This is a genomic window from uncultured Microbacterium sp., assembly GCF_913776565.1.
In the GTDB taxonomy this organism is placed as follows: Bacteria; Actinomycetota; Actinomycetes; order Actinomycetales; family Microbacteriaceae; genus Microbacterium.
In genome coordinates, this window is sequence record NZ_CAJYPF010000157.1 from 1 (window position 1) to 18,828 (window position 18,828).

Annotated in this window: 13 protein-coding genes and 1 pseudogene; 10 read left to right on the plus strand and 4 right to left on the minus strand. The window is 69.2% G+C overall.

Translation table 11 applies throughout. From position 1 onward, the window contains the following. Nucleotides 1–178 precede the first annotated feature (178 nt). The 4 genes from QZ433_RS08640 (at nt 179) to QZ433_RS08655 (ending at nt 7,564) form a co-directional block, all read left to right on the plus strand. Entirely contained in the window at nt 179–1,171 is a 993-nt protein-coding gene (locus QZ433_RS08640) for a hypothetical protein (RefSeq protein ID WP_295782012.1), read from the plus strand. Between the two features lie 483 nt (nt 1,172–1,654). Continuing rightward, nucleotides 1,655–2,170 (plus strand): 50S ribosomal protein L10, encoded by a 516-nt coding sequence (gene rplJ / locus QZ433_RS08645; RefSeq protein ID WP_108317208.1) that lies wholly within the window; start codon nt 1,655–1,657, stop codon nt 2,168–2,170. A gap of 38 nt (nt 2,171–2,208) precedes the next feature. Further along, nucleotides 2,209–2,595, plus strand: a complete 387-nt coding sequence (gene rplL / locus QZ433_RS08650) for a 50S ribosomal protein L7/L12 (RefSeq protein WP_058595390.1) — start codon at nt 2,209–2,211, stop codon at nt 2,593–2,595. Between the two features lie 289 nt (nt 2,596–2,884). Further along, nucleotides 2,885–7,564, plus strand: coding sequence for an ExeM/NucH family extracellular endonuclease (locus QZ433_RS08655; RefSeq protein WP_295782017.1), 4,680 nt, complete (start codon nt 2,885–2,887; stop codon nt 7,562–7,564). A gap of 64 nt (nt 7,565–7,628) precedes the next feature. Here the strand turns inward: QZ433_RS08655 and QZ433_RS08660 are convergent, their stop codons facing one another. After that, nucleotides 7,629–8,642 carry a LacI family DNA-binding transcriptional regulator gene (locus QZ433_RS08660; protein ID WP_295782020.1) on the minus strand — a complete coding sequence of 338 codons (1,014 nt, stop codon included), beginning with the start codon at nt 8,640–8,642 and terminating at the stop codon, nt 7,629–7,631. A gap of 238 nt (nt 8,643–8,880) precedes the next feature. Here QZ433_RS08660 and QZ433_RS08665 point away from each other — a divergent pair, with 238 nt between their 5' ends. The 3 genes from QZ433_RS08665 (at nt 8,881) to QZ433_RS08675 (ending at nt 12,664) form a co-directional block, all read left to right on the plus strand. Further along, nucleotides 8,881–10,209 (plus strand): extracellular solute-binding protein, encoded by a 1,329-nt coding sequence (locus tag QZ433_RS08665; protein ID WP_295782024.1) that lies wholly within the window; start codon nt 8,881–8,883, stop codon nt 10,207–10,209. Between the two features lie 242 nt (nt 10,210–10,451). Then, complete coding sequence (locus QZ433_RS08670; RefSeq protein ID WP_366761909.1) at nt 10,452–11,690, plus strand: sugar ABC transporter permease; 1,239 nt, start codon at nt 10,452–10,454, stop codon at nt 11,688–11,690. Next, on the plus strand, nt 11,687–12,664 hold the full coding sequence (locus QZ433_RS08675; protein WP_295782027.1) for a carbohydrate ABC transporter permease: 978 nt from the start codon (nt 11,687–11,689) through the stop codon (nt 12,662–12,664). Before QZ433_RS08670 ends, QZ433_RS08675 begins: the two co-directional genes overlap by 4 nt. A gap of 123 nt (nt 12,665–12,787) precedes the next feature. Here the strand turns inward: QZ433_RS08675 and QZ433_RS08680 are convergent, their stop codons facing one another. Both QZ433_RS08680 and QZ433_RS08685 read right to left on the minus strand, forming a co-directional pair. Continuing rightward, nucleotides 12,788–13,459, minus strand: coding sequence for a DUF305 domain-containing protein (locus QZ433_RS08680; protein ID WP_295782032.1), 672 nt, complete (start codon nt 13,457–13,459; stop codon nt 12,788–12,790). A gap of 1 nt (nt 13,460) precedes the next feature. Then, the gene (locus tag QZ433_RS08685; RefSeq protein WP_295782035.1) at nt 13,461–14,168 is read right to left on the minus strand and encodes a DUF3105 domain-containing protein; all 708 of its coding nucleotides are present in this window, start codon (nt 14,166–14,168) and stop codon (nt 13,461–13,463) included. A 232-nt stretch (nt 14,169–14,400) separates the two neighbouring features. On the opposite strand from QZ433_RS08685, the gene QZ433_RS08690 reads away from it, so the two are divergent. The 3 genes from QZ433_RS08690 (at nt 14,401) to QZ433_RS08700 (ending at nt 18,591) form a co-directional block, all read left to right on the plus strand. Next, entirely contained in the window at nt 14,401–15,801 is a 1,401-nt protein-coding gene (locus QZ433_RS08690) for a multidrug effflux MFS transporter (RefSeq protein ID WP_295782038.1), read from the plus strand. A gap of 116 nt (nt 15,802–15,917) precedes the next feature. Beyond that, the gene (locus tag QZ433_RS08695; protein ID WP_295782040.1) at nt 15,918–16,616 is read left to right on the plus strand and encodes a phosphatase PAP2 family protein; all 699 of its coding nucleotides are present in this window, start codon (nt 15,918–15,920) and stop codon (nt 16,614–16,616) included. 10 nt (nt 16,617–16,626) lie between these two features. Beyond that, nucleotides 16,627–18,591: a helicase HerA-like domain-containing protein gene (locus QZ433_RS08700; protein ID WP_295782044.1), complete on the plus strand. Its 1,965-nt coding sequence runs from the start codon at nt 16,627–16,629 to the stop codon at nt 18,589–18,591. Between the two features lie 49 nt (nt 18,592–18,640). On the opposite strand, the pseudogene QZ433_RS08705 reads toward QZ433_RS08700, so the two are convergent. Further along, nucleotides 18,641–18,828: pseudogene (locus QZ433_RS08705) on the minus strand (MFS transporter); the annotation flags it as partial.

An 18,828-nucleotide genomic window follows, 5' to 3' on the forward strand; every position in this document is an offset into this window, starting at 1 on the left:
TCCACCGGCGAGACCGCACGCCGTCGTCGAGACCGCATCTGCTCGCGGGCAAATACGTGCGGTTTCGCTCATCGCCTGCGGTTCGAATGGGTGGCCGTCGATGCCGCACACGTTCCTCCCCAGGTGCGGGCCTGTGGATATCGGCGGTGGCGCATGCGTGAGCGGGCAGTGTGGGTGGATGACGGATGCCCTGGACATTCCGCGGGCACGACGGATGATCCTCACCCGGGATGAGTTGGAGAACCGCGAGGTCGCGCTGAGTGAGTTGCGGGCTGCGGGCGCGCACGAGGGCGGCAGGTGGCTGCGCATTCAGCCGGGTGCGTACATCGACCGGGCGGCCTTCGATGCGCTGCGACCCGTGGACCGCCATCTGATCACTATCTTGGCCGCCATCGGGCGGTCCCGGGGCTCGGTCGGCGTGGTCTCCCACCTCTCCGCCTCGGTCCTGCACGGTCTTCCCCCGTATCGGTTCCGGCCGCGGCCCATCTCGATGACGGTGCCGGATGCCACCCACCCGCCGAGTCGCGCGGGTCTGCGTCGGCACACCGATGAGTTGTCCGCCCAGGACGTGGTCGAGATCCACGGCATCCGGTGCACGTCGATGGAGCGCACGATCTTCGACGTGGCGCGGACGGAACCGTTCGAGACCTCCGTGCCGTGCGCCGATGCCGCACTGCGGCGGGATGTCGTGAGAGGCCGGGAGTTCGACGCCGATGCGCAAGGTGTCTGGCGGGAGGCGCTCTCGCGTCGGGCGGAACGCGCCTGCGGTCGCCGCGGCGTACGCCGAGCGTCCTGGGTCGGTGCGTTCGCCGACGGGCGGGCCGAGCTGCCCGGCGAGAGCGTGAGTCGTCTGCAGCTCCACCGTCTGGGGTTCCGCGACTTCGACCTGCAGGTCGCGGTCGCGGGACCGCGCGGTCGCGACTACTTCGTCGACATCGGGCTGCCCGGAGCGAAGACGTTCTGGGAATTCGACGGTGAAGGGAAGTACCGGGACGAAGCGCTTCGCAACGGGAGGTCGCTCGAAGACGTGCTGCTCGCCGAGAAGCGGCGTGAGGACTGGATCCGCGGCCGCACGAGATGGGGACTGTGTCGTGGCGGGTTCGCCGACATCGCCTCGCCCGAGAGGCTCGCCGCGAGATTGGCGGCGTTCGGCGTCCAGCCGCCTCGCTGATCCCGCGTCCCGCGTCCCGCGTCCGCGCGTCCGCGCGTCGCGCGTCGCGCGTCCGGCGTCCGGCATCGCGCGTCCGGCATCGCGCGTCCGGCGTCCCGCGAGGACGCATGTGATGGTTGAACCCGTCGTCGATGGCGGCCAGGGGCGTGCGGGTTCGACGACCACGTGCGGTTTCGGCGACCGACCGGGCGGCGGGCCGGGGCGGCGGGCCCCGGGACGGGCGGAGCGGGACCCGGGATGCCGTCGGATTCGCGCGGCGGCGAGGGATCGGGTACAGTGGAGCCCAAGCCAAAGACCGTCGGTCATCGTCGTGCTCGCATGTCGATCGAAGCGTCTGCTGAAAAGCAGGGGACCTACGCAGGTAAACGAAACTCTTCCGAGCTCCGTGCGCCTGCGCCGGAGCTCTTCTTTTTGTCCGGACCCCGGGTGTCTTCGGCCGGCGCCCCGCCTCCGCGGAGCGCCTCGTACACACAAGGAGTGGCCATGGCGCAGAAGGATGCATCGGTCGCCGAGCTCACGAAGAACTTCGAGAACTCGACCGCCGTTCTGCTGACCGAGTACCGCGGTCTGACGGTTGCCCAGCTCAAGCAGCTGCGCAACGACATCCGTCAGGACGCGGATTACGCCGTGGTGAAGAACACGCTGACCAAGATCGCCGCGAACAACGCGGGGGTCACGGGACTGGACGACGAGCTCAAGGGCCCGTCTGCCATCGCGTTCGTGCACGGCGACCCTGTCGCCGTCGCGAAGAGCCTGCGTGCCTTCGCCAAGGCTAACCCTCAGCTCGTGGTGAAGGGCGGCTACTTCGATGGCGCCCCCCTCTCCGCGGATGAGGTCAACAAGCTCGCCGATCTCGAGAGCCGTGAAGTCCTGCTGGCGAAGCTCGCCGGCGCGATGAAGGCGACGATGACCAAGGCGGCATACGTCTTCCAGGCGCTTCCGTCGAAGGCCGTTCGCACGGTCGACGCGCTGCGCGAGAAGCAGGACACCGCGGCCTGAACCGGCCCGGCTGATTAACCCGATCAAGGAGATACAACATGGCTAAGCTCAGCACCGAAGAGCTGCTCGACGCGTTCAAGGAGCTCACGCTCATCGAGCTGTCCGAGTTCGTCAAGGCGTTCGAGGAGACCTTCGACGTCACCGCCGCCGCCCCCGTGGCCGTGGCCGCTGCCGGCGCTGCCGGTGGCGCCCCCGCCGAAGAGGTCGAGGAGAAGGACTCGTTCGACGTCGTCCTCGAGGCCGCCGGCGACAAGAAGATCCAGGTCATCAAGGTCGTCCGCGAGCTCACCTCGCTCGGCCTCGGCGAGGCCAAGGCCGTCGTCGACGGTGCCCCCAAGGCCGTGCTCGAGGGCGCGAACAAGGAGACCGCCGACAAGGCGAAGGCTGCCCTCGAGGAGGCCGGCGCCACGGTGACCCTGAAGTAATTTCAGCAACACCGTCGCTTCCCGCGACACCGGAGACCCGGATGCCACAGGCATCCGGGTCTTCGTCGTTCACGGCCTCGATGTCGAGGGGGCGGGACGGGGAGCGCACAGGCTGGGACGCGGTGTCATCCATTGAGGAACCGATGTTCACCGGATCGAAATAAAGAAGTCTGGGAAAAGGGTATGGGGATCGTTTACGGTCGTTGAGACCCCCCGTCGATCCCCCCACCTCCGACGTCGCCCCGTGCACGCCGGTCCTTGGAGACCCATGCCTTCGGATGCTTCGCGCGTGCCCGCACGCCGTTTCACGACCGCACTCAGCGCCGCTCTCGGCGTCGCCCTGCTCGGCTCGGCCCTCGTACCCCTCCCGGCCATGGCCGCAGTCGGCCCGAAGGTGGTGATCAATGAGGCCTACCTGAAGGGCGGGAGCGCGAACGCGTTCTACACGAACAAGTTCGTCGAGCTCTACAACGCCGGCGACACCGCTCAGGACCTGAATGGCTGGTCGCTGCAGTATCGTGCTGCGACGTCGACGGCGGCGCCCAACGCCGCCAACACCCTGAAGCTGACCGGATCGATCGCCGCCGGCGGCTACTACCTCATCGGGCTGACGAGCAATGGCGAGAACGGCGCCCCCCTGCCGGCGACCGACATCACGAGCACCGGCCTGAACCCCGGTGGTGAGCGCGGACAGCTGGTCCTCGCCAATGTCGCCGAGTCGCTCGCCCTCCCGGCGGGCAACGTCTCGGACAGCCGCGTCGTCGACTTCCTCGGGTACGGCACCGCCACCACCTACGAGACGGCGGCCGCCACGGTCACCGGTGGCAACAGCACCCCGAACGCCCTCGTGCGCACCGGCTTCGCCGACACGAACGACAACTCCGCCGACTTCACCAACACCACGACGGTGACCCCCCAGGGCTCGGCCGGTTCCACCCCCGCCCCGACCCAGAGCCCCAGCGTTTCGCCGTCGCCGACGCAAAGCGCCAGTCCCTCGCCCACGACCGCCCCCACCCCGGGGGTCGTCACGCCGATCCGCGACATCCAGGGCACCGGTGCCACCACGCCCCTCGCGGGACAGACCGTCACGACGCGTGGCGTCGTGACGGCGGCGTACCCCACGGGCGGGTACAACGGCTTCTTCATCCAGACCCCGGGCACCGGCGGAGTCCTCGACCCTGCCACGCACCGCGCCTCGGACGCCGTCTTCGTCTACGGCTCCGCCGCGACCGCGAAGGTGAAGATCGGCGAGCACGTCGAGGTGACGGGGACGGCGGGCGAGTTCTCGGGTCAGACGCAGATCACGACGGATGCCGCCGCGGTCACCGTCCTGACCGAGCAGGCCGAGGCCGTGACTCCGGCGAAGGTGTCGTGGCCCAAGACCGACGAAGAGCGTGAGCGCTTCGAGGGCATGCTCCTCGCGCCGCAGGGAGACTTCACCGTCACCAACAGCTACTCGACCAACCAGTACGCCGAGGTGGGGCTCGCCGCCGGCACGACCCCGCTGCGCACGCCCACCGACGTCGCGCGCCCGGACTCCCCGGAGTACGTCGCCGCGGTGGCGGACAACAACGCGCGGGCCGTCGTTCTCGACGACGGTGCCTCGATCAACTTCTTGAGCAAGGCGAACCAGGGCATCCCGCTGCCGTATCTCTCGCTGACCGACCCGGTTCGCGTGGGCGCGCCCGTCACGTTCACGCAGCCGGTGATCCTGGACTACCGCAACAACGCGTGGAAGTTGCAGCCGACCCAGCAGCTCACGGTCGACAATGCCGCGACGGTCCAGCCCGCGACCTTCGCGAACACCCGCACTGCGGCGCCCGCCGAGGTGGGCGGCACCGTCAAGATCTCGAGCTTCAACGTGCTGAACTACTTCACCACCACGGCCGAGAGCGTCGGCTGCACCTCGACGTACAAGGACCGCGAGGGCAACCCCGTCACCGCCGACACGTGCCCCGCCCCGGGCCCGCGTGGTGCCGCGGACGCCGCGAACCTGAAGCGTCAGCAGGACAAGATCGTCGCCGCGGTCAACGGCCTGGGAGCCGATGTCGTCTCGCTCGAAGAGATCGAGAACTCGGCGAAGTTCGGCAAGAACCGCGACGCCGCCCTGTCGACGTTGGTCGCCGCCCTCAACGCCGCGGCCGGCTCGGAGCGGTGGGCCTTCGTGCCCTCGCCCGCCGCGCTGCCGGCCACCGAGGACGTCATCCGCACCGCCTTCATCTACAAGAAGGACGTGGTCGCGCCCGTCGGCGACAGCGTCATCCTGGATGACGCGGCGTTCCGCAACGCCCGCCAGCCGCTCGCGCAGGCCTTCGCCCCGATCGGATCGCCGGATGCCAAGATCCTCGCGATCGTCAACCACTTCAAGTCCAAGGGCGACAGCAACCCGAAGGCCACCGGTGACAACGCCAACGGCATCCAGGGCGCCTTCAACGGCGACCGCGTGCGTCAGGCCGACGCTCTCGGGAAGTTCGCGAAGGCCCGCTCCGCGGCCGTGGGTACCGAGGACGTCTTCCTGCTGGGCGACTTCAACTCCTACGCGCAGGAGGACCCGATCATGACGCTGCGCCAGTACGGCTTCGAGACGCTCGAGGCGGGCACGGGCAAATACTCGTACTCGTTCAGCGGGCAGTCCGGTTCGCTCGACCACGTCCTCGGCTCCGCCTCGGCGCGCGAGCTTGTCACGGGCACCGACATCTGGAACATCAACGCCGTCGAGGCGCTCGCCCTGGAGTACAGCCGTTACAACTACAACGCGACGAACTTCTACGACGCCTCGCCCTACCGCTCCAGCGACCACGACCCGGTGGTCGTGGGTCTCGACCTGGGCGACACGGTCACCCCGGTGAACCTCATCGGCATCAACGACTTCCACGGTCGCATCGACGCCAACACGGTGAAATTCGCCGGGACGGTCGAGCAGCTGCGCGCCGAGTACGGCGACGCCAACTCGCTCTTCGTCTCCAACGGGGACAACATCGGCGCTTCGGTGTTCGCCTCGTCGTACTTCGGCGACGAGCCGACCATCGACGTGCTGAACGCGCTGGAGCTGGCGGCTTCGGCCACGGGCAACCACGAGTTCGACAAGGGCGCGGCCGATCTCACGGGCCGCGTCTCGGATCGCGCGGACTTCCCCTACCTCGCCGCGAACGTGTTCAAGGACGGCAAGCCCCTGCTGCCCGAGTACGCGATCTTCGAGGTCGACGGCGTACGCGTCGGCGTCATCGGAGCCATCACGGAGTCGACCCCGACGCTGGTGACGCCTTCCGGCATCCAGGGAATCGAGTTCCGCGAGCCGGTCGCCGAGGTCAACCGCGTCGTCGCCGAGATCGACGACCAGGTCGACGTCATCGTCGCGCAGTACCACGAGGGCTCCGGCACCGGGCAGAAGACCACGACGATCGAACAGGCCGTCGCCGCCGGCGGTCCCTTCGCCGACATCGTGAACGAGACCTCTCCCGAAGTGGATGCCATCTTCACCGGCCACACGCACCAGCTCTACGCGTGGGACGCACCGATCCCCGGCCGCGAGGGCACCCGCCCGATCGTGCAGACCGGCAGCTACGGCGAGAACGTCGGTCAGATCGTCCTGGACGTCGACCGCGACGGCGATGTGGTGGACTACACCGCCCGCAACGTCGCGCGTGTCGTCCCGGCCGAGAAGCAGACGGCCGCGCAGCTCGACACGCAGCTGATCGACACCTACCCCCGCGTGAAGGAGGTGTCCGAGATCGTCGCCGACGCTCGCGAGCGCGCCGACGTGGTGGGCCAGCAGCCCGTGGGAAAGATCACCGCCGACATCACCACCGCGTTCAGCGGCGGCGCCTACGTCGACGGTGTCTACACCGGTGGTACACGCGGCGACCGCACCAAGCAGTCCGCCCTCGGCGGCCTCGTGGCGGACGCGCTGCTGGACTCGCTCTCGGACGCGGATCGCGGTGGAGCGGAGGTGTCATTCGTCAACGCGGGCGGTCTGCGGGAGGAGCTGCTGTACGGCACCGACGGCGTCATCACCCTTGCGGAGGCGAATGCGGTGCTGCCGTTCCTGAACAACCTGTGGACGACCACGCTGACGGGTGATCAGCTGCGCCGCGTGCTCGAGCAGCAGTGGGGCGACTTCGCCCAGCGCAAGGACGCGGCGAACCTGTCGCTCGGTGTGTCGGAGAACCTCCGCTACACCTACGACGCCTCGCGCCCGGCGGGCCAGCGCGTCACCGGCATCTGGATCGACGGCGCCGCCGTCGACCCGGCGAAGGGATACCGTGTCGGTTCGTTCAACTTCCTGCTGGGCGGCGGAGACAGCTTCTCCGTCTTCGCGCAGGGGACCGACACCCGCGACTCGGGGCTCATCGACCGCGACGCGTGGATCGACTATCTCGACGAGAACAAGGACCCGGGCCTGACCCCCGACTTCACGGCGCGGGGTGTGCAGGTCTCGGCCCTCGCGCAGCCCGTCGCGGCGGGCTCGGACGTCAGCGTCACCGTCTCGAACCTCGACCTCACCTCGCTCGGGGCGCCGGCCAACACCACCCTCGACGCCTCGTTCGGCGCGGCGGCGGCCTCGACCCGCGTCGCCGACCTCGTCGCCCCCGGAGCCAGCGCCTCGGCCCTGGCCGCTCCGGCGGCCACGAGCGTCGCGGTCGTGGGCGGCTCGGCGACGGTCACCGTCGGGGTCCCCGCGGACGCGACCGGAACGCTGCAGCTTCGCCTGACGGCGCAGCCCACGGCGACGACGGTCACGGTTCCGGTACCGGTCGCCCTCGCCGGCGACGGTGCGGGTACGCCCGGCGCCGGTGCGGGTCAGGGCGGTTCGGGCCAGGGCGGCTCCGCCGGGTCGGGTTCGAACACCGGCCCGCTGGCGGTGACCGGTTCCGACACCGGGTGGATGGGTGCGGGCGTGCTCGCGGCCCTCGCCCTGCTGGGACTCGGACTGGTGGCCCGCCGACGCGCGACGCGTCAGCTCGACTGATCGAGGAACATCGGAAGACCCCGGATGCCACGGCATCCGGGGTCTTCCGCGTTCCGGGCCGCGATCAGGCCGACGTGCGCGGGGGAGCGGTCGACGTGCGCACGACGAGCCGCGTGTCGGCCTCGGTGCGCCACGACGGTTCACCCGTGCCCTCGATCATCGAGACCAGGATGCGCGTCGCTTCGACCCCCTGCGCCTCGGGGAACTGTTCGATCGTGGTGAGCGAGAACATCTCGGCGTAGTCGTGGCCGTCGATCCCCACGACACTGAGCTCGGTGGGCACCGAGATGCCCATGCGGCGGGCGGCGATGATGACGCCGATGGCGACCTCGTCGCACGCCGCGACCACCCCGGTGGGGCGCGATGCCGCGTCGGCGAGGAAGGATGCCGCCGCGGCGTAGGCGTCGGTGATGGTCAGGGTCGAGGGGACGTTGCGGATGCGCACGGCCAGGCCGTGATCGTTCATCGCGTTGCGATAGCCGATCGAGCGTTCGTCGACGTCCTTGGCGGGGGCGTCCGTCGGCGGTGTGCTCCCCACGAAGGCGATGTCGGTGTGGCCGAGGGCGATGAGGTGCTGCGTGATGATGCGCGTGATGGCGATGTTGTCGAGACCGAGCGTGGGGACGCCCGTCAGGGCGTTGCCGATGCTGACGACGGGCTTGCCGATGTTGGCGAGGCGTTCCAGGTCGGCGTCGTCCGGCTCGAGGGCCACGGCGATGATGCCGTCGAAGCGCTTGCGGGCGAGGTAGGTGGAGTACAGGCTCTCGCGGTCGTTGGACCCGGGCTCGGCGACGTAGAGGGTGACGTCGTAGCCGAGGGGGATGAGCGTGCGTTCCACGCCCTCGACGATCGAGCCGAAGTACCAGCGGTTGACCTTGGGCACGATCAGGGCGATGGTCCGGGTCCGTCCGGTCGCCAGGCTCACCGCGCTCGTGGAGGGCACATAACCCAGGGATGCCGCGGCGTCGGTGACGCGTCGTCGCGTGTCGTCCGAGACGTAGCCGCCGCCCGTGAGAGCGCGGCTCGCCGTCGACTTGGACACGCCGGCCAGGCGTGCCACATCGGCGATTCCGCTCATGCGTGATCTTCCTCGTTCAGCGTCGACGTCCGTGTCGACGTCGAAGAAGAGTATCCGACATCGCGCGAAACTGGAACCGGTTCCGGGTGAGGCGAGGGTGATTTTCCCTCGTCATTCCGCCAGTTATCGGTTCGTGACCTGACGCCGGTTGCGACGGCGGAGGTTTGCCTCTACGGTTGCCTGGAATCGGTTCCCGAACGGATCCGGTGCACCACAGAACTCAAAGAGGAGAGACCACATGGGTATGTCACAGCGGACTCGCCTGCTGGCGCCCGTCGGGCTGCTGGCGGTCGGTGCGATCGCTCTCGCGGGCTGCGCCGAGAGCGACAGCAGCGGATCGAGCGGCAGCGGCGGCGAGACCACGGTCCGCATCGCGGGCGGTATCACCGGTACCGAGGCCGACGCTCTGAACCAGAGCTTCGAGCAGTTCACCAAGGACACCGGCATCAAGGTCGTCTACACCGGCGACAAGAGCTTCGAGGGCAACATCGTCACCAAGGTGTCGGGTGGCGACGCCCCCGACATCGCGATCGTCCCGCAGCCGGGTCTGCTCAAGACCCTCATCGGCACGGGCGAGGTGCAGAAGGCCTCCGACGCCGTCTCGTCGAACGTCGATCAGTACTGGGGCGAGGACTGGAAGTCCTACGGCACCGATGGCGGCACGTTCTACGCCGCTCCGATGCTCGCCAACCTCAAGGGCTACGTCTGGTACTCGCCGGCGAAATTCAAGGAGTGGGGCGTCGAGGTCCCCAAGACCTTCGACCAGCTCATGACGCTGACCCAGACCATCCAGCAGAAGACCGGCGCCGCCCCGTGGTGCGCCGGATTCGCCTCGGACGCCGCTTCGGGATGGCCCGGAACCGACTGGATCGAGGACATGGTGCTCCGCCAGTCCGGCCCCGACGTCTACGACCAGTGGGTCGCCAACGAGGTCAAGTTCACCGACCCGCAGATCAAGCAGGCCTTCGACGCCGTGGGCGGCATCCTGCTCAACCCGTCGTACGTGAATGCCGGTTTCGGTGACGTCAAGAGCATCAACTCCACCGCGTTCGCGGACGTGGCCGCCAAGGTCGCCGACGGCAGCTGCCCGATGACCCACCAGGCGTCGTTCCTCTCGGCCAACTTCCTCACGGTCAAGAACGCCGCGGGTCAGACCCCGACGATCGCGCCCGACGGCGACGTCTACGCGTTCCTGCTCCCGGGCGTCAAGGAAGGCGAGCTGGCGGTCGAGGGTGGCGGCGAGTTCGTCGCGGCCTTCTCCGAGGACCCGAACGTGCAGAAGGTCGTCGAGTTCATGTCGACGCCCGACTTCGCGAACGCCCGCGTCAAGCTCGGCGGCGTCATCTCGGCCAACAAGGGTGCCGACCCGTCGCTCGCCTCCAGCGAGTTCCTCACCGAGGCGATGAAGACGCTGCAGGACCCGAACACGACGCTCCGCTTCGACGCGTCCGACCTCATGCCGGCGACCGTCGGTGCGGGCTCCTTCTGGAAGGGCATGGTCAGCTGGATCGACGGCACGCCCACCGACCAGGTGCTCAGCGACATCCAGGCCGGGTACAACAACTAATTCACCCGTTCGACTGATGGGCCGCTCGCGACGCGGGCGGCCCATCAGGTCCATACTTCTATTCCGCCCCACGCACCACGCGGGCACTCATCGATGAGCACGAAGGCGTGTTCGGGAGGGACGTCATGACCGATATCAAGAACGCGGAGACGACGCCGTCGGCGTCGGCGCCGCCGTCCCGCGGGCGGGAGGTCCGCCCTCGGCGTGGCTCCGCGTCCACGCGGAGAACCACCCTGCTGGTGGTGCTGGTGGGCCTCATCCTCGTGGTGGCCCTCTTCCTGTTCATGGTGACGCGAGCACCTGCGGAGACCAAGCCCACCACCCTGGGCTTCTCGCTCAACAGCTTCTTCATCTGGCTCGGGGGCCTGAGCCCGATCGTGCAGATCCCGCTCGTCCTGGTCGTCTTCGGCGCGGTGGTCGGCCTGCTGCTGCTGCTCATCGAGTACGCGCCGCGCTCGGGCAAGGGCTACTTCTGGCTCCGCCTCATCGCCTGCTTCGCCATCCCGGTGCTGGCCTTCATGCTGCTGCGGCCCTACCAGAACGCCGTGGTCTACGTTCTCGGCATCGCGGTGATCCTCGGCGCGATCCTCTTCTACGCCGACTACCGCTCCCGCCAGGGCGCCGGGTACCTCTTCCAGCTCATCCTCTTCGCGGCTCCGGCGTCGATCCTGCTGCTGATCGGTCTGGTCTACCCGGCGATCACCACCTTCTTCCAGTCGTTCTTCGACAAGACGGGTGACAACTTCGTCGGTCTCGAGAACTACATCTGGACGTTCACGAACCCCGAGGGCTTCTGGTCCGTCATCAACACCCTCATCTGGGTGCTGCTGGCTCCCACCATCGCCACCGCGATCGGACTGGCGTACGCGGTCTTCATCGATCGCGCGGCGGGCGAGAAGTACCTCAAGGTGCTGATCTTCATGCCCTTCGCCATCTCGTTCGTCGGTGCCGGCATCATCTGGAAGTTCGTCTACGACTTCCGTCAGGGTGACCAGCTCGGCATCCTGAACGCCATCGTCACCGCGTTCGGCGGACAGCCCATCTCGTGGTTGTCCGCGACACCGCTCGTCAGCACCCTGCTGCTCGTCGTCGTCTTCATCTGGAGCCAGACGGGCCTGGCGATGGTCATCCTGTCGGCCGCCATCAAGGCCGTGCCGCCGGAGCAGAACGAGGCCGCCGAACTCGACGGCGCGAGCGCCTGGGAGCGTTTCATCAACGTGACCGTTCCCGGCATCCGCTCGTCGCTCATCGTGGTCCTCACCACGATCGCCATCGGCGCCCTGAAGATCTACGACATCGTCGCCGTGATGACCGGTGGTCGCAACGACTCGACCGTGCTCGCGTTCGAGATGGTCAACCAGCAGCAGCGGTTCCAGAGCTACGGGCACTCCGCCGCCCTGGCCGTCGTGCTGTTCCTTTTCGTGCTGCCGCTGATCATCTTCAACGTGCGCCAGATCCGGAAGCAGAGGGAAGTGCGATGACCACCTCCACCGTCGTGCTCGAGCCCACCACCGACACCCGCTCGGCTCGTCAGGTCGCTCGCGACACCCGCAAGCACGAGGCGATGGCGCGAAAGCGCCTGACCTCGAAGGGTGCGACGATCGCCGCGATCGTCATCGCGTTCTTCTGGACGATCCCGACGTTCGGCCTGTTCATCACGTCGTTCCGACCCGGATCCGACACCCAGTCCACCGGTTGGTGGACGGTGTTCACGGACCCGTCGTTCACGCTCGACAACTACCGGCTCGCGTTGACGTCGGGTGGGACCGCCCTGACGCTCGCGCAGTCGTTCCTGAACTCCCTGGCCATCACCATCCCGGTGGTGCTGTTCGCCCTCGCGGTCGCCTCGCTCATCGCGTACGCCTTCGCATGGATCGAGTTCAAGGGTCGGAACTTCTTCTTCATCTTCATCTTCGCGTTGCAGATCGTGCCGCTGCAGATGGCCCTCGTGCCGCTTCTGAGCCTGTTCTCGCGCGGACTGACGATCAACGACGTCACGATCTTCCCGGGCTTCGACCTGCGCGGCGTGGAGCACAGCTTCGCGACGGTGTGGATCGCGCACGTGATCTTCGCGATGCCGCTGGCCATCTTCCTGCTGCACAACTTCATCGCCGAGATCCCCGCCGAGGTCATCGAGGCCGCACGCGTGGACGGCGCCGGGCACGGGCAGATCTTCTTCCGCCTCATCCTGCCCCTGGCCGCTCCCGCACTGGCGTCCTTCGCGGTGCTCGAGTTCATCTGGGTGTGGAACGACCTGCTGGTGGCGACGATCTTCGCGCCGTCCTCCTCTCTGCCCCTGACGCAATCGTTGAACTCGCTGTCGGGCACCTGGGGTGACCAGTGGTTCCTGCAGTCCGCGGGAACGTTCATCTCGATCCTGGTCCCGCTGATCGTGTTCTTCCTGCTGCAGCGCTTCTTCGTGCGCGGTCTGCTGGCGGGAGCCACGAAGGGCTGACCCTCTGCGACGAAGGGGCGCGGCATCCGTACGGATGTCGCGCCCCTTCGTCTGTCATTCCGAGCCGCCCCTTCTCGAGGGGATGCCGGCGGTCGCGCGGACGTCGGGCGCGGCGAGAGGGCGTCAGCCGGTGCAGGCGAGACGCGACCGGATGTCGCGCATCGCGTCGAGCTCCGCCGACTGACCCGTCACGATCGAACCGGCGACTTCCTTGACGCGCGCGTCCTCGCCGAGTTCGATGACGGCCTGGGCCATCGGGATCGCGCCCTCGTGATGACGGATCATGAGATCGAGGAACAGGCAGTCGGCCGGCTGGCCCCGCAGCGCGCGCAACTCGTCGAGCTGCGCGTCCGTCGCCATGCCCATCTGGTCGAGCAGCTGCTGCTCGGTCTGCGTGGCGGTGTCGCCGTGGCTGTGCGCGCCCGACTTCTCCATCCACGTCATGAGCGGCTGGCTCGACGCCTGCGGCAGGCCCCACTCGACGAGCCACCCGTACATCTCGCCGCGCTGACCGGCCTGAGTCGTGGCGATGTCGTACGACAGGGTGCGCAGTTCTTCGTCGCCGGTCTTGCGGTAGATCTCCATGGCCATGAGCACGGCCTGCGTGTGGTGCACCTGCATGTCACGAGCGAAGCCGGCATCGGCCGAGGTGTCGGCGGGATGTGCCGGCGCCGCCGTCGCCCCGAACGCCGTGAAGCGCCCGATCGCGAAGGCGACGGCCACGACGGCGACGGTGACGAGCGCGACGACGGCCCAGCGGACCGCGGGGCGCGCGACCGGGGTGTCGTCCGTCACGTCAGGCCTTGCCGGGGCCGTCGACGCCGCCCGAGCAGGGGGCGTTGGGCTCGGGGGCGTTCTGGCTGCGCCAGAACTCGGTGAAGAACTCGCCGATCCGGGCGTCGGTGGGGTCGTCGAGCTTGAGCTGGTGGTTCCACGCGCTCACTGCGACGGGGGTGTCCATGCCCGGGTAGGGCGAGAGGACGGCGTAGCTCGAAGGCATGAAGGCCTTGAGCGCGTCGATGCCGGCCTGGTCGACCCGCTCGGGGTCGTACGTGATCCAGATGGCCCCGTGCTCGAGGGAGTGGACGGCATTCTCGTTCTGCTGCGGCTCGGTGTACACGCCGCAGTTGAGCCAGACCGGGTTGTGCGGACCGCCCGCGGGGGGTGTCTGCTCGTACTCGACGGTGCCCTGCACGTGGTCCGAGCGATTCTGGAACGTCTGCACCTCGGTGATCTCACGCCCCGTACTATTGCCGGCCTCGTAGCTGGTCGGGGGAGCGGGGGCGAAGACGAAGGATGCGACGACCAGGCCGACGACGGCCAGCGTCGCGACCGATCCGACGACCCACCAGACGGCCTTGCCGCGCTGACGACGAGCCATCTCCTTCTGGTACTGGGCCAGCTTCTCTTGGCGCTTCTGCTCGCGCTGCTGCTTCTGGGTCAGCTCGATCTGAGCCTGCTTGGCGGGGTTGCCGCTCGCTCGCTTATCGGAGGGGGAGGTCATGCGCTGTGTTCAGTCTCTCTTCGGGGCGGGACACATCGGCATCCGCCGACGATCCCAGCCTATGCGGGTGAATGAGCCGGTGGCCTGGGAGGAAACCGCGAGCGGGGATGGTGGCGCGCGCGGGTGTCACGGTAGTATGACGATGTCGAATCGATTCGAGGTTCGACGATCCCCCCACTTTCCTCAGCCCGGCTCCGCCGGGCTGTCCGTGTTGCGAAACGAAACCAGACGCGTGCTCGATACTGCCTCCCACCCCGTGATCCCCTCGTCGTCCCGCCCCACCGACGACCACTCCGCTCTCGCGAGCGACAAGACCCCCACCGGCTCGGTGCGCTCCGGCCACAAGACCCCCGCGACGGGTGCGATCCGCACGCTCGGATCGAACCCCGCCACCGCCCCCATCGTGCTGCACCCCGGTGACGCCATCCCCGCGTCGCGCCGCGTGCTGTACATCATCGTCCTGGGCGCCTTGACGGCCCTGGGCCCCTTCACGATCGACCTGTACCTGCCGGCTTTCCCGGTGCTCGAGGCCGACTTCCAGACCACGGCCGCGGCGATCCAGCTGACGCTCACGGGCACGATGGTCGGATTCGCGCTGGGTCAGCTCATCGTCGGGCCGCTGAGCGACAAGGTCGGCCGGAGGATCCCTCTGCTGTCGGTCACCGCCCTGCACGTCGCCGCGAGCATCTTCGCCGCGCTCGCCCCGACCCTGGGCACGCTGTCGATCGCGCGCGTGCTCATGGGTGCCGGAGCCGCCGCGGGCGGTGTCGTCGCCGCCGCGATCATCCGCGACCTGTTCGGCGGACGCCGCCTGGTGGTCATGCTCTCGCGGATGGCGATGGTGTCGGGAGTCGCCCCCGTCCTCGCCCCCCTTGCCGGGTCGGCCCTGCTGCTGGTGATGAACTGGCGCGGCATCTTCGTCGTGCTGGCCGTGTACGGCGCCGTCATGCTCGTCTCGGCGATCCTCTTCATCCCCGAGACCCTCCCGGCCGCTCGGCGCGGCGGGCCCGGGGCGACGACCGTCTGGCAGCGCTACGGCAGCGTCTTCCGCGACCGCGTCTTCATCGGCGTGCTCGTCATCGGCGCCATGACCTTCAGCGGACTGTTCTCCTACCTGTCGGCATCCTCGTTCCTCTTCCAAGTCACCTACGGCTTCAACCCCCAGCAGTACGGCGTGCTGTTCGCCGCGAACTCCATCGGCGTCGTCGTCGGCGTCCAGGTCGCCTCGCGCCTGGCTGCGCGGTTCGGGCCGCAGTGGGTGCTCGCCGTCTCGACCGCGGTGCTCGTCGTCGCGGGTGGGGCCATCGTTCTGACCGACCAGCTGGGCCTCGGCCTGTGGGGCACCATCGTGCCGCTGTTCTTCTTCATGACCGCGTGCGGCTTCACCTTCCCGTGCGCGCAGGTGCTCGCGCTGGACCGCCACGGCAAGGCCGCCGGCACCGCGCAGTCGATCATCGGCGCCGCCAACTTCGGCGTCGCGGGCGTCATCTCGCCCCTCGTGGGCCTGCTGGCCACCGGATCGGGGATCACGGCGACGACCATGGCCTCGGTCATGGTGGGCTGCGCGGCGATCGGCGTGCTGTCGCTGTGGCTGCTCGTGCGCCCGCGCACGGTCGAGCGCCTCGCGCCCTGAGTCCCGGCATCCCTCGCATCAGCCGTCGCGGTCGCGAACAGTAGCAGAGCGACCGCGGCGGCTCTTCCGCGGGGTGGACGGTTCCGCCGGGGGCGGGGACCGGGCATCATGAGGCGATGGATGCCACGGCGATCGACGACGTGCTCGACACGCGTCCGCAGCGTTTCCGGGCGACCGTCGGGATCGTGCTCATCGCCCTCGCCTCGGCGCTGGGCGCGTGGGTCTACGCGCGAGGTCCGAGTCCCTTCGCCGTCGACGTGTGGTGGAACCAGTTGTTCGCGGCCGCGCCCTCCGAACCGCTGTACGTCTTCGCTCTGGCGATGGATCAGGTCGGCGGTCACCTCACGGCGGTGCTGATCGTTCCGCTGCTGGGGGCGGCGGCGATCTTCGCCACGCGACGAAGATGGTCGGCCCTGTACTTCCTCACCGCGTCGGTGGGCAGCGCCCTGCTCGTGCAGGTGCTCAAGCACACCTTCGGGCGGGCCCGACCCGAGGACATCCTGATCCTCAGCGACTACGGCTCGTTCCCGTCGGGGCACACGGCGAACGCGGCGACCATCGCCGTGGTGGCGGGCGTGCTCTTCCCCCGGGCCTGGGTGCGCGTCGTGGGCGCGGCGTGGGTGATCCTCATGGCCTTCAGCCGCACGTACCTGCACGCGCACTGGCTCTCGGACACCGTGGGCGGAGCCCTGGTGGGTGCGGGGGCGGCACTGGTGCTGGCCGCGGCGTTCTCGCGTCTGCGCGCCCGCGACGAGGATCGGCTGACCATCCGACGCGCACGCAAGACGGATGCCGTGGAGGCGGCGTCGTCGTAGGCTGACGCGCATGACCGCGCCCGGTGACGTGCCCGCCGTTCCCTCCGACGCCGAGGCCGAGATGGCCCGGCTGAGGGCCGCGGCCGAGGCCGCCGAGGCCGAGTTGCGCCTCGCCCGGGCTCGCGCCGACCACGCCGAGGCCGAAGCGGCCGCGGCCCGCGCGCGGGCGGCCGCTGCGGGGGCGGATGCCGCGGGGCCCGCTGTCGCGGCAGCGGATGAGCGCTCGGCACCGGTCGTCGACGCGGTGCCCGATGCGCCGACGGCTCACGAGCCCGCCGCGGCCACGAGCCCCGCCGCGGACCCGCCCGCCGCGACTCCTGCCGCCGCGCCCGCGATCCCCGCCGAGGGACCGCTGACGAGTGCGCAGGTCTCGACGATCGCCGCCGGGTACGCGCTCGACGGTGCGGCGCTCGACCTCGGCGTCCTCGTCAACGGGGGGCCCGTGGCATCCGTCCCCGTCCGGATCCCGCTCGCGATGACCAACCGCCACGGACTCGTCGCCGGCGCGACCGGCACGGGCAAGACGCGGACGCTGCAGCTGCTGGCCGAGCAGCTGTCCGAGAACGGCGTGCCCGTCTTCGCCGCCGACATCAAGGGCGACCTGTCGGGGATCGCCGCGGCGGGGACGCCGAGCGACAAGCTGTCGGCCCGCACCGCGGCGCTCGGGCAGGACTGGTCGCCGCGCGCTTTCCCCGTCGAGTTCTACGCGCTGGGCGACGACGTCGGTTCGGGCATCCCGGTGCGTGCGACGGTGTCGGGCTTCGGTCCGCTGCTGCTCAGCCGCGTGCTCGGGCTGAACGCGACCCAGGAGTCCAGCCTCGGCCTGGTGTTCCACTACGCCGACCAGAAGGGACTCGCGCTCGTCGACCTGTCCGACCTGCGGGCCGTGCTCACCTTCCTGACCAGCGACGAGGGAAAGCCCGAGCTGAAGGGCATCGGGGGACTGTCGGGGGCCACCGCCGGGGTGATCCTGCGCGAGCTCGTGGCGTTCTCGGCCGCCGGCGCCGACACCTTCTTCGGCGAGCCCGAGCTCGACGTGACGGTGTTCCTGCGGACGGATGCCACCGGCGCGGGCATCGTGAGCCTGCTCGAGGTGCCGAACGTCGCCGCCCGACCCGAGCTGTACTCGACGTTCCTGATGTACCTGCTCGCCGAACTGTACGAGGTGCTGCCCGAGGTCGGCGATCTCGACAAGCCCAAGCTGGTGTTCTTCTTCGACGAGGCGCATCTGCTGTTCCGCGACGCGTCGAAGGCGTTCCTCGAGGCGATCACGCAGACCGTCCGCCTCATCCGCTCCAAGGGGGTCGGGGTGTTCTTCGTCACCCAGACGCCCAAGGACGTCCCCGGTGACGTGCTCGCCCAGCTCGGCTCGCGCGTGCAGCACGCGCTGCGCGCCTTCACCCCCGACGACGCCACCGCCCTGCGCGCCTCGGTGCGGACATATCCCGCGTCCGGCTACGACCTCGAGCGGGTGCTGCAGGAACTCGGCACGGGCGAGGCCATCGTCACGGTGATGAGCGAGAAGGGGGCGCCGACGCCGGTCGCGTGGACGCGCATGTTCGCCCCGCGGGCGTCGATGTCGCCCATCGCGCCGAACGCGATGGCGGCGGCGGTCGCGGCATCCCCCCTCTTCGCGGACTACGGCACGCCGATCGATCGCGAGTCGGCGCGCGAGATCCTCGCCGCGCGCATGCAGGCAGCCACGGACGCGCGCGAGGCCGAGGAACGCGCGAAGAAGGCCGCCGCCGATCAGGCCGAGTACGCCAGGCAGAAGGCCGCGATCGACAAGGCGCATGCCGAGGCGCAGAAGAAGGCGCAGCGCGAGTACGAGCGCATCCTGAAGTCGACCGCGGCACCGCGCGGACGCACGAGCGCCCCCGCGCCGGGACTCGACGGCCTGCTGGGGCGCGGGGCGACGAAGTCGATCGTGACGGGCGTCATCCGCGGGCTGTTCGGCAACGGCCGGCGGCGCTGACGAGGACGGAGGGGGTGGATGCCGGGGCCCGGCATCCGTCCCCCCGCGGTCAGCCGCGACGGACCGTCAGCGGCATGGTCGAGGTGTCGATGAGAGGGTCGCTGTCCTGTCGCTCCACCAGGGCCTCCGCCTCGGCGGGCGTCTCGACCGTGGGCATCGACCCCAGCAGGGGGCGCTTCGCGGTCTCGCGCATCGCCAACAGGGCGACGAGACCGAGGGCGGCGAAGAACATGATGT